Raw genomic sequence first — 11,858 nt, 5'->3', positions numbered from 1 at the left:
TCAGGCGAGCGGGCGAGGAGTGAAGTGGAAGGCGGCGCTCGGCACGGGGACGCCGTACGTCCGGAGCTGCTGCGCGCGCGTGACGACGGCCGCGCCCTCGAGCAGGTTGCGCGCGACCTGGACGGCGGTGCGGCGCGCCGGGTCCTCGAGGAACGACCCCTTGACCCAGCGGTTGAACGCGCCCATGGCCGGCCCGCACCAGATCTGGTAATCGGCGCGGCGCTTCGGGTCTCCGGCGATCGCCCACTTGCTGGACATGCCGAGATACCAGCGGAAGATCAGCGCCATCTTGTGCTTCGGATCGCGCGCGGCGCGCTCGAGCTCCGCCGGGTCGCGCTCCGCGAAGAACCGCTCGCACCCCGCCCACACCTCGTCGCACGACATCTGGAACAGCTCTCTCTCGATCCGCGCGCGCACATCGGCGGGCAGCGACTCGATGGAGTCGTGGGCGACGTAGAGGTCGTAGAGCCGCTGCGCGCGGACTCCGAACATCGTCCCGCGCTTGAGCACCTGGACCTGCACGCCGAGCTCGAACATGTCGGCGGCCGGCGTCATCACCACATCGGGGAGATCGGCCTGGGCCAGCATCTTCTTGCCCTCGTCGGACAGGCCCGACTCGATGCACGACTGGTTGACCGAGCCCGTGAGCACGTACGCCGCCCCGAGCGCGAACGCGGCGGCGACCGACTCCGGCGTGGAGAGGCCGCCCGCGGCGCCGACGCGGATCGGCCGGAGATACCCGTACTTCGCCGCGAGCTCGTCGCGGACGCCGAGGATCACCGGGAACAGCGCGACGAGGGGCTGGTTGTCGGTGTGACCGCCGGAGTCCGCTTCCACGGTGATGTCCTCGGCGACCGGGAGGCTCCGCGCGAGCTCCGCCTCGTCGCGGGTGAGCCACCCGTTGCGAACGCAGGTATCGAGCAGCTCGGCCGGCGCGGGCGACAGGAAGCGCGCGGCGACCTCCGGGCGCGAGATCTTCGCGAACAGGTGGTTCCTTCGGTCGACGCGGCCGTCCGGCAGGCGCCGCACGCCGCTGTAGGCGTACCGCACGACCATCGGGTTCAGGCCCATGTAGGCGGCGGCCTCGGCGCGCCGGACTCCCCTCTTCAGGTAGAGCTCCACCGTGTCGCTCTCCAGCCTGGGCTGGTTCGGAGCGTGGATGAGATTGCAGCCCCACGTGGGGCCGTCCGCGCCGAGCGCGGCGGAGATCTCGTCGATCGCCTGCTCGATCCGGTGCAGTCCGAGGCCGGCAGCGCCGAAGAACCCCATCATGCCTGCGCTGGCCATCGCGATCGTGAGCTGCGTTGTGTGGATGCCGTTCGCCATCGCGCCGGCCACATAGGGGAAGCGCAGGCCGTGGACCTCGAGGAAGGAGCGGTCTCCGAGCCACTCCGGGTACAGGGCCGGCAGCGTGCCGAGGAGCGGAAACGTCGGTACCCCGTTGACCTGATCCTCGCGGAGGACCGCGCCTCCGCGGGACACGCCGACGCGCCCCTCCCGCGTCTCGCGCACCACGTGCACCGGCTCTCGCACGCAGGAGACGGCCTCCCGCAAGTCTGTCGATGTGAACGCGGGGAGCCAGGGCCCGCTGCGCCAGATGCCGATCGGCTGGAGGCCGGCGCTGCGGATGGCCTGCGGATCCTCAATCATGCTGGGCTGCCTCCTAATGACAAGCACGGCCTCTATAACACCCGTCGTGAGCGGCCCGCGGTAATGGTTCGGTCATGTCGCAACGGCGCGCCGGACCCCAACATCAGGCCATGAAAGCGCTTTCCCTCGGCTCCTGCGCGCCTGACGCGCCCGCATGACGCACCGCGCCTTTGTTTCGTATCGGTCACGCGCCGCAGCGGGTGACGGCCGCTCTAGAGAGAGTATCCGCCGTCCGAGATGAGGAGCGCGCCGGTCATGGTGGCGGAGGCGTCGGAGAGCAGGAACGCGATGAGCCCCGCGATCTCGTCGGCGCTCGCGTAGCGGCCGAGGGGCGTCGCCATCGCCGCCATCTGATCGAACGCGGCGCGCTCGCTGCCGGCCGGCAAGAGCTCCGGCCCGCGGAGCTCGCCCGCGAGGGCGTCGAGCGCGTCGCGGCGCCGATCGATCAGGACCAGGCCGGAAGCGGTCTGCGACAGCTTGCGCGCGGTCGCCGCGCCGATACCCGACGCCGCTCCCGTGATGAGCGCGACTCCATCCAACATGGGCGTACCTCCTCTAGCACGGCGGAACCGCCGCGCGCAGGCGCCAGTCCAGGGCCAGTGGGACGCGGTGATCGATGCGCGCAGGCCGGCGCCGCCATGCCTGGCCTCGACACAGGGCCGGCGGCGAGCCCTACCACGGCGCCCGGCGGCGAGGTGAGCGAGTGAGCGACGGCTCCGACGCGCATGCGCCAGCCTGCTCGGGCGTCATTTTACACGGCCACGCGTGCTCGACCGCGGTGTTCCCGTGCTGAGCAGGTTTGATGTCGGCCGCGCTCGCCTTATGCTCCGTGGCGGTACGATGCGACGTCTCTACCGCCTCTCTGCCAAGATCAGCAGGCTTCTTCCGGCCCGTCGGACGCGCACAACACAGGCGCGGACGCGTGTGGCGCCGGCCGAAGCCCCGACTGGCAGCGCCGCGCAGGCGCCGACGCCGGAGCCCCGCGACCATCAGCAGGCGGTGCTCAAGTACGTCATCTCCAACCTCCCCCACGCCATCTTCTGGAAAGACCGTCACGGACGGTTTCTCGGTGGAAATCAGAACTTCCTCAACGACACCAACACGAAGGTGCTGGAGAACCTCGTCGGCAAGACCGATTTCGACGTGTGGGGCAGCGAGGACGCGGAGTGCTTCGTGCGCATCGACCAGGCTGTCATGGAGCGCGGCGTCCCGATGCTCGACATCGAGGAGCCGGTGCTCCGCCCGGACGGCGAGCAGCGGGTCCTGCTCACCAGCAAGGTGCCCATCCGCGACGGGCGCGGTGAGGTGACCGGAATCCTCGGGATCTACGCGGACATCACCGAGCGCAAGCGGATGGAAGTCGAGCTCCAGAAGGCCAAGGAGACGGCGGACGCCGCCGCCTGCGCCAAGGGAGAGTTCCTCACGGTCATGAGCCATGAGCTCCGGACGCCGCTCTCGCTCATCCTGGGACCGATCGAGTCGCTCCTGTCCAGCCAGGACGAACCTCTGTCACCGCGGGTGCGGGCGGACCTCGAGCTCATCCAGCGGAGCGGGCGGCGGCTCCGCCGGCTGGTCGACGATGTCCTCGATCACCAGAAGATCGAGGCTGGCAAGATGCAGATCGACTGGGAGGCCGTCGACGTCGGAGAGCTCGTCTCGGACATGGTGGAGGAGGCTCGCCCGGCGGCGGAGCGCGGGGGGATCGAGCTGTCGATTCACAAGGATCCCGAGCTGCGGATGGTCCCCGCCGATCGGCGCAAGCTGGAGAAGATCGCGCTCAACCTGCTGGGCAACGCGCTGAAGTTTACCCCGCCTGGCGGTCGCGTCGCCGTCGACCTGCGGGCGCTCGATGGTCTGTTCGAGCTCTCGGTCGAGGACACCGGTCCTGGCATCCCGGAGAACAGGAGACACCTGCTCTTTCAGCGGTTTCAGCAGATCGACGCCTCCACGACGCGCAAGCACGAGGGGACCGGGATCGGGCTGTCGCTGGCCAAGGAGCTCACGGAGCTCATGGGGGGCACGGTCGGCGTGGAGAGCGAGCCAGGGATCGGCTCTCGCTTCTTCGTGCGGCTCCCGCGCGCCGCGGATCGCCAGGCAGCGCGGCAGGCGCCCTTCGCGCCGGAGCCGCGGAGCGCGTCGAACGGCGCAGGCACCTCGGAGCCCCCCCCGCCGTCGGTCGACCTCGGCGGCGGCTTCGAGGTGCCCGCGTCGGCCGCCGCGTACCCGCCCCGCGTCGGTCACACGGATGGGTCGCGCGTGCTCGTGGTGGAAGACAACCCGGATATGAGATCGTATCTGGCGGACATCCTGTCGGCCGGACACGAAATTGTCGTGGCGACGAACGGCCGGGAAGCGCTCGAGTCGATCGCGGCGAAGCGGCCGCATGTCATCGTCTCGGACGTGATGATGCCGGAGATGGACGGATTCGAGCTGGTCAGGCGGCTCAAGGGGGATCCCAAGGTCCGGGACATCCCGGTCCTCCTCTTGACGGCCAGGGCGAGCGGCGCCGAGGCCGTAGGGGGGCTCGACGTCGGCGCCGACGAATACATGAGCAAGCCGTTCGATCCGATGGAGCTCAGGGCGCGGGTCCGCGCGGCGGAGCGGCTGCACCGCGCCTATCTGGAGCTCGCGGCGAAGAACGGAGAGCTCGCGGCGGCGCTGGAGCGGCTCTCGGAGACGCAGCAGGAGCTCCTCCAGGCGGGCAAGATGGCGGCGATAGGGACGCTGGTGGCGGGGCTGTCGCACGAGATGAACAACCCGGTGTCGGCGATCCTGATGAACGCCCAGCTGCTGCTCAGGCGCCATCGGAAGGGGCACGGCCTGCCCGACGAGGCCACGATCCTGAAGGCGCTCACCACCATCGAGCGGCAGGCGAACCGGTGCTCGGAGCTCGTGACGGCGCTGCTCGAGTATGCGCGCGGCAAGCCGATCGGCCGGGAGCCGTGCGACGTGCGCGCGGCGCTCCGCCGCGCGGTCGACCTGTCCGCGCCGCGGGCGCGCGAGCGCAGGGTCCACCTCGAGGCGAACAGCGCCCCATCGGCGCTGCCCGAGGTGCTCGTCAACGCATCACAGCTCGAGTCGGCCTTGCTCAACGTGATAGGCAATGCGCTCGACGCCAGCCCTCGCGGCAGCGCCGTGGTGGTCGGGGCCCGCCCGCTCCCGCGCGGGGACATCCACGGCGTCGAGATCGACGTACACGACCGCGGCTGCGGCATCCGCGCCGAGGACCTGAGCCGCATCTTCGAGCCGTTCTTCACGACGAAGCCGCCCGGGCAAGGGACCGGGCTCGGGCTGTCGCTGACGCACAGGTTCATCGAGGAGCACCAGGGCAGCATCCGTATCGAGAGCGAGCTGGGAGAGGGCACGACGGTGCGGATGTGGCTGCCCGCGATGCGGGCGCAAGTGGCCGAGTAGGTAGGCGCGGGCGCTGCCGCGCCCCTCGGGTCAGCTCGCCGGCGAGGCGCGGAGCTCCGCGGCGAGCGCCAGCCCCAGGGCGAAGAAGGCCGCACGGGCGGGCGCCGGACCGCCGCCCACCCGCCTCGGGTCCCAGCCGCAGGCCTCGAAGGCCTCCAGGGCGTGCCGCTCGCGCCTGGACAGCCGGGCCCTGGCGCCGTGGAGCGCTGAGGTCATCGACGGCAGCACCTTCGAGAGGGCGCGGCCGGTCTCCCCCCAGTCGTCGAGCGACGACGGGCTCTCCAGCACATCGACGACGAGGCCCGTGAAGAACAGGCCGACGACGGCCTCGCAGAGGCGATCCAGGGCGCCGAGCACGGCGTCATCGCGCATCGTCCAGAGGGCCGGGTCCGGGTTGAAGTAGCCCAGGAACGCTTGCAGCATGAGGAGCGGCGTCTCGGGCATCAAGAAGCGAGGCTCGCCTCGCTCGCGCGCCCGCCTGCGGAGCACGCGCATCATCGCGATCATGATCTCGCCGACGGCGAACCCCTGCAGCTCCTGCTCGGCGCGATCCTCGCCCATGTCCACCTCGGCGTGGACGCCGGGGGTGAGCCGGGCGACGAACGAGATCCCGAGCGGGTGTACGAACAGCGTCCTCGTGGCGAGCACCTCGACGTCGCGGAGGACGTCGGCGGGGAGCAGCGCCGCATAGACGGCGAGCGCACGCTGGACCGCGCCGGTGATGAGCGGATCCTCGGGGACGTCTTCGACCAGGTCGTCCAGGCTCATGAGCGACTCCGCACGATCGCGGAATAGCACAGCTGGACGAGGAGCGGCGTCCGCTTCGCGCCGAGCGCTCTCGATGACGCCGCGAGCGGCACGACATCGAATCTGTCACTTATTTGCGACGAGAGATCTGTCATCTATTTGTGACGAAACATCTCGTCATTTATTTATGACGAGAAAATGAGTCACGTCCGGACCGGCGGCGTCGATGCGGTGGACGCGCGCGTCGCCAAAAGAGGTCGCGGGCGGCGGTCGAGCAGCCCGCTCCGAGGGTCACGGGCAGCTTCAGAGCGGATCGTCCACAGCGCACTTGTGGTCCGCCGTGGCGCCGCGGGCGCTGGCGCGGCACCGGGGCTGAGCCTCGTCGCCAGGATGGGCCTCCTCGCCAGGACCGCGGTCCGATCGGCGCGAGCCGACGGCGCACCGCATCGAGCTCGTCCTCGCGGCGGAGGTCCGCCTGCTTCATCCCCTCCACCCTCTTCTTGACGGCCGACAGCTCCTCGGCGATCTGGCCGCGGCGCGCCGCGAGGGGCCGGAGGTCGCCTCGGTGGGGGGTGGGCATGGCGGTTTGGATGCCCTGGACCGACCCGAGCTTTGCTCGAGGCCAGCGGCGCGACGGCGAGAGATCCTGGCACCGCCTCCGGCGCCGAGCGCGCCGCGGGCGCGCGCCGTCAGGGCGCCCCCGTGTGGTAGCTTGGGCGCATGACCAGCGCGGGCGCGACGTTGCCAGTCCCGATCGCGACGCCGCGTGGAGCCGCCTTTCGCGCCCGTCTCCTCGAGTTCCTGCTCGTCGGGGGCGCGACGCTCGTGCTCTTTCCGCTCGCGTGGCTCCTCCGCAGGGCCGTCGGGCTCGACGCGGCGGAGCTCGCGATCGGCTTCCTGACGTTCCACGCCGCGTCCGTGATCAACGACCCTCACTTCGCGGTGACGTACCTGCTGTTTTACAAGGACGCGAGGCGCCGCGCGTTCGACGGCGTGTTCGCGCCGGCGCAGCGGGCCCGCTACATCGTCGCCGGTCTCGTGGTCCCGCTCGCGCTGCTCGCGTGGGCGATCGGGGCGCTCTCGACCGGCTCCGCGCGGGCGATGGGCTTCATGATCCAGCTCATGTTCCTCCTTGTGGGCTGGCACTACGTGAAGCAGGGGTTCGGCGTCCTGACGGTGCTCTCGGCGCGGCGCGGGTTCCGCTTCGGCCCCGTGGAGCGCAAGGTGATCCTCGCGCACTGCTTCTCGGCCTGGGCTTACGCGTGGGCGAGCCCGGCGGATCCGGGCAGGGAGGTCGTGGAGAAAGGCGTGGTCTACACCTCGCTCGCTCACCCGCCGGCCCTCGAGCTCGTCACGGGGCTCGCCTTCGGGCTCAGCGCGCTCGCGCTGCTCTGGGTGATCGCGCGCAGGTGGCGAACGGAGCGGCGTCCACCGCCGCTCGCGCCGCTGACCGGCTTCCTCGTCACGCTCTGGCTCTGGACGGTCTACTCGAGCCTCGACCGGCTCATGGTGTACGTGATCCCGGCGCTGCACTCCGTCCAGTATCTGTATTTCGTCTGGCTCTTGAAGCGGAACGAGGCGCGCGACGCCGAGGGCCCGCCGCTGTTCGGGAGGCCGACCGCCCTGCGCCTCGCGATCCTGGCGGCGAGCGCCGTCGGCCTCGGGTGGGTGCTGTTCCGCGGCGCGCCCGCGCTCCTCGACGGCGCGCTGGTGCTGAGCTCGAGCGACGGCGAGGCCATGACCGACATGGGCCCGACACCGTACTTCGCGGCGATCTACGTGTTCGTGAACATCCACCACTATTTCATGGACAACGTGATCTGGCGCCGGGAGAACCCCGACACAACGTATCTGCTGCGACAGGACGATCGAGCCGACGCGACCGGCTGAGCGAGGAGCCCGGCGCCGAGGCGCCGGAGCGGCGGCGCCTCAGGCCCCCGCCCCGGCCTTGCAAAGACCGGAGCCCCGGGCACCACTCAAGGCCGCCTCACGCGCTCCTCTCACGCTTCACGCTTCACGATTCACGACCGCCCCCGCCGCGCGCGCTGCGAGCCGGACGGCGGCCGCCGCGGCGCCGAGCGCCGTGGCCGCGACAAGGGAAGCCCGCAGCCACGCAGCGGCGACCTTCTCCGGCCGGTAATCGGGCAGGTACGGCCTGGCGGCGCGCGGCAGCACCCAGGCCTCGCTCCCGGGACCATCGCCGCCGATCGCGTGCACCGCGCGCGCGAGGCGGGTGCCGGGGTACGAGCGGCTCTGCAACCAAGGGATGAACCGGAAGAAAGGGACGTGGCCAGGCGCCTGCCGCTCCATCCAGGCGAGCGCGCGCTCCAGCTCGGCCGCCGTCGCGGGAGCGCCGCCGTCGCCTTCGAGTCGGCGCCATTCGCCGTGGCCAGGCAGGAGCCACGCGAAGCGGAGGTGACCAGCGCCCGCCAGGGCGATCAGGCGGCGTACGGAGCGGATCTGACGCTCCCAGTCGTGCCAGCAGTGGAGCCGGAACGCCACGATCTGGCCGATGCGGCGCGAGTAGGAGAGGTGGTCGCCCGTGAACAGGAAGCGGCCCCGGTACAGCAGGCACATCGACCCGGCGGTGTGGCCGGGCTGCGAGAGCACGGCGAGCTCCGCGCCGGCGAGCTCGCCGTCGGCGAGCGGCGCGCCTTCGAGGGTCATGGGCTCGGGGCGGTCGGCGAGCTTGATCTCCACATCGGAGGTGGCCGCGTTGCGCGCGCCGCGCGGGTTCACGTCCGCGACGCCGAGGACGCGGCGACACCCGGGGAAGCGGGCCGCGAACTCGGCGTGGTGCGCGGTGTGGTCACGGTGGGTGAGGAAGATCCACCGCACCCCGCCGTGCTCCTCGAGGAAACGGAAGACCGCTTCGGTCGGCCTGGGCAGGTCGACGAGCACGCCCCCGCCGGGGCGCTCGATGAAGTAGGCCGTGGCGCCCGCGTTTTCGCGCGCGGGATGGCCGAGGGCCCAGACGTCCTCTTCGATGCGGCGCGGCCAGGCGCGGAACGGGGCGCCGTGCGTGCCGGGGCGCGCGCGGGACGGCGACGGGCGGAAGCGCAAGGCGTTGACCGGGCAGGAGGCGACCGCCGAGCGCGCCGCCTCGACGTCGGCCTCGCTCCGCGGCTGGCGCAAGATGCCGGTGAACGCCCCTTCCTCGTAGGTGCCCGCGAGCACAGCGGGGCCGCGGCGCCGGACGTCGCCGTCCATGGCTTCCCAGTGCGCGGGCGCGACCTCGCCCAGGAGCTCTGGAGCGAAGTTCCTGCAAACGCCTGCGCCACAGCAGGCGCGCGTGACGTGAAGTCGTCCCCAGTCTCCCTCATCTATACCGTCGCTCTGCGCATTATCCATGAACGAACAGACTACCACGCTGAAAGCGAGCAGGCATGTGCCCCGACCCGCCTCGAGCGGCCGAACGCACCGAGCGGCACAACCACCATGGCATCTTCACCACATCACCCGATCGTCCAAGTTGTACACTACCGTCCTCCACATCAATGACATCCGTGTTGCAGCGATGTTCGTCATGCCAGCGACTGAAAGTGCGCATCGTCTCGGTAGAAGAACGGGGATAGGGCACAGCGAGCAGAAAGTTGTACCCACGACCACCCGACAACCATGACAATTCCAAGAACAATGAACCGGTTAATTCTGCGCCGTAGGCAATCCGCAGGCGCCGCCACACACGCGCGACGCCCCGATGAGCACCTCGAGCCGCGACGCTCAGCGGCATCATCCCGGGGCGAGCGCGACGAAACCGGCGCGAAACCGGCGGCGGCGACGTGCGCAGCAGGTGACCGTTGACACTGAACCGATTAACACGCTCTATTACCGCCACGTCACTACCACCGTCCGCAGGGAAGAACCCATGAACCTCATCCAGCTCAGCCCACGCATCTATGCCGCATTCCTCGTGTGCTTGACGGCCGCCTGCGGGTCGTCGAACGAGGACACGCCGCCGGAAGGCGCGGGAGGCGGCTCGTCGAGCACGTCCGGCGACACGTCCTCCTCGAGCGCCTCCGGAGGCGGCTCGTCGAGCGCCTCGGGAGGCGGCTCGTCGAGCACCTCGTCAGGCACGCCGGACGACACACCCGAGTTTCCGGACACGCCGAGGGGCGACCTCCTCGAGGATCTCTGGACGTCGTCCCGGGCCGGCAAGTTCCGGTTCGGATACGAGAACGCCATCACCTGGGGGCTCTACGATCCCGGCACCAAGCAGCTCGTGTCGACAAACGACTGGTTCTCGAGCATGGCCGGCGCCGCGAGCCGCGGCGAGCGGGGCTGGTCGTCGGACGCCGGCGCCACCGTGGGAGAGAACCCCGGGCTGGTCGGCATCTCGCTCGACGCGATGGTCTTCGATCCGGTGCCCTGGAATCGGCGCGACGTCACCGCGGCCGCCGCGGCGTACACGCTGGAACAGCCCGGCGGGATGGTGGCCTTCGACTGGCACACGCCCCCGTGCAACTACGACATCAGCACCTCCGACTTCGCAGACGCCATCGAGACGCCGCTCGCCACCCTCTCGGTCGACGGCCAGAGCGTCCCGATCCACGCCCAGGGCGGAGGCACTCCGTTCTACGCCGAGACGTACTATTCGCGCTCCATCGGCTCCAGCGAGGACATCCCGGAGAACCTGAAGTGCATCTGCAAGATCGCCAACGACGTGCCGATCGAGCAGGGGACCCACGCCGGCATCTCGGCGCGCGACTGGCTCGTGGCCCACGCGAAGTACGTGGCCCAGTTCTTCCGCGAGCACGGGCTCGGCGGCAAGCCGGTCGTCCTCCGGCCGTTCCACGAGCACACAGGCGCGTGGTTCTGGTGGGGTCAGCCGTACTGGAACTGCCAGGCCCTGCTCGACGACGATAAGGCCGTCACCGGCCCCGCTGCCTACAGCGCCGCCTACCGCACGTTCGCCGAGGCCGTCCGGAGCGAGCCGGGGATGGAGAACGTCATCTTCGCGTACTCGACCGACAAGGTGCGAAAGCTGAGCGACAGCTCGGTGACGGCCGCCGAGGCGAAGGTCAGAGATCCAGAGAGCCTCTCTCGCGACCTGCTCCGGGCCCGCCTCGTCGAGGATCTCTCCGAGCTCGGCGCGGCGTACGAGAGCCCGCCCCAGGAGGCGATCGCGGCGCTCGAGAACGACGGCCAGCCGCCGTCCGCCATGCTGGAGGAATACTACCTCGAGGCGTACCCCGGAGACGACCTCATCGACATCCTCGGCATCGATCTCTATTACCCGTACGAGCGCGCAGCGTCCTCGGCAGATCTCGAGGACATGAAGGCGATGGCCAGCGCCGTCGCGGCGATCGGCGCGGCCAAAGGCAAGCCTCACGCGCTCACCGAGACGGGCACCTACCGGCTTCACCTCCTCCACCGGGTCAGCAAGCTCGCGGCGGGCGCGTCGCTCACGCTCTACCCGGCGGACCACGTGAGCCGGTGGCACGACACCCTGTTCGATCAGAGCCTGCGGACGGAGTTCTTGGACAACTACGGCCTCGGCTCGGCGTCCGCCGTCGCGCTCACCTCGGCCGAGGTGACAAGTTTGTTTCCGGGCGCGGGGCAGGGCGCGCTCACCGAGGACTGGTACAACACCCACCTCCTCGATCTCGCGAAGAGCGCCGGCGTCGCTTACGCGCTGACGTGGCAGACGTATTACGACGGCAGCGATTTCGACGACAAGGCCGTCTACTACTATGTCCCCTTCCCGGGCCACCCGGAGGCGGACAACTTCCGTCGCTTCGCGGAGGATCCCGCGGTCTGCTTCGGCATGACAGCCTGCGAGTAGCCCCCGAAGGGGCGGAGCGCGAATATCCGCCATAGACGTGAAGGACACGCCGAGGCCCTGACCTCGCGGCCAGGCGTGGACGTTCAGGCGGTCCCAGTCGGCCCCGGGCCGCCGGAGCAAGGGAGCTCCGGCGGCTCTTTCACTGTCATTGTCACCGCGGCCGAGGGCTCGCTCTCCGGGGCGCGGTCCGGCCTCTCTGACGCCGGTCGCGCGCTGGCCTCGACGACCGCGGTGGAGTAATGGGAGAGGCTTCAGGAGGCAC

At 70.2% G+C, this 11,858-nt stretch carries 7 protein-coding genes; 3 read left to right on the top strand and 4 right to left on the bottom strand.

Annotation, left to right across the window (positions count from 1 at the left end):
• Together WME90_RS04590 and WME90_RS04585 are read right to left on the bottom strand one after the other, a co-directional pair.
• Positions 1-1,650, bottom strand: coding sequence for a PfaD family polyunsaturated fatty acid/polyketide biosynthesis protein (locus WME90_RS04590; protein ID WP_437279840.1), 1,650 nt, complete (start codon positions 1,648-1,650; stop codon positions 1-3).
• Between the two features lie 212 nt (positions 1,651-1,862).
• Complete coding sequence (locus tag WME90_RS04585) at positions 1,863-2,192, bottom strand: SDR family oxidoreductase (protein ID WP_437279839.1); 330 nt, start codon at positions 2,190-2,192, stop codon at positions 1,863-1,865.
• Positions 2,193-2,574: 382 nt separating this feature from the next.
• Between WME90_RS04585 and WME90_RS04580 the strand changes: the two genes are divergently transcribed.
• Positions 2,575-5,064, top strand: coding sequence for an ATP-binding protein (locus tag WME90_RS04580; protein ID WP_437279838.1), 2,490 nt, complete (start codon positions 2,575-2,577; stop codon positions 5,062-5,064).
• A 30-nt stretch (positions 5,065-5,094) separates the two neighbouring features.
• On the opposite strand, the gene WME90_RS04575 is transcribed toward WME90_RS04580, so the two are convergent.
• On the bottom strand, positions 5,095-5,832 hold the full coding sequence (locus tag WME90_RS04575; RefSeq protein WP_437279837.1) for a hypothetical protein: 738 nt from the start codon (positions 5,830-5,832) through the stop codon (positions 5,095-5,097).
• Positions 5,833-6,531: 699 nt separating this feature from the next.
• Between WME90_RS04575 and WME90_RS04570 the strand changes: the two genes are divergently transcribed.
• Positions 6,532-7,701: a hypothetical protein gene (locus WME90_RS04570; RefSeq protein ID WP_437279836.1), complete on the top strand. Its 1,170-nt coding sequence runs from the start codon at positions 6,532-6,534 to the stop codon at positions 7,699-7,701.
• A gap of 117 nt (positions 7,702-7,818) precedes the next feature.
• Here WME90_RS04570 and WME90_RS04565 read toward each other — a convergent pair whose 3' ends face one another.
• Entirely contained in the window at positions 7,819-9,162 is a 1,344-nt protein-coding gene (locus tag WME90_RS04565; protein ID WP_437279835.1) for an MBL fold metallo-hydrolase, read from the bottom strand.
• A gap of 517 nt (positions 9,163-9,679) precedes the next feature.
• Between WME90_RS04565 and WME90_RS04560 the strand changes: the two genes are divergently transcribed.
• Complete coding sequence (locus WME90_RS04560) at positions 9,680-11,596, top strand: glycosyl hydrolase (RefSeq protein WP_437279834.1); 1,917 nt, start codon at positions 9,680-9,682, stop codon at positions 11,594-11,596.
• Positions 11,597-11,858 lie beyond the last annotated feature (262 nt).

It is taken from the genome of Sorangium sp. So ce375 (genome assembly GCF_051473855.1).
In the GTDB taxonomy this organism is placed as follows: domain Bacteria; phylum Myxococcota_A; class Polyangia; order Polyangiales; family Polyangiaceae; genus Sorangium.
The sequence above is the reverse complement of the archived record's forward strand: the minus strand, read 5'-3'. Positions and strand labels throughout refer to the sequence as shown.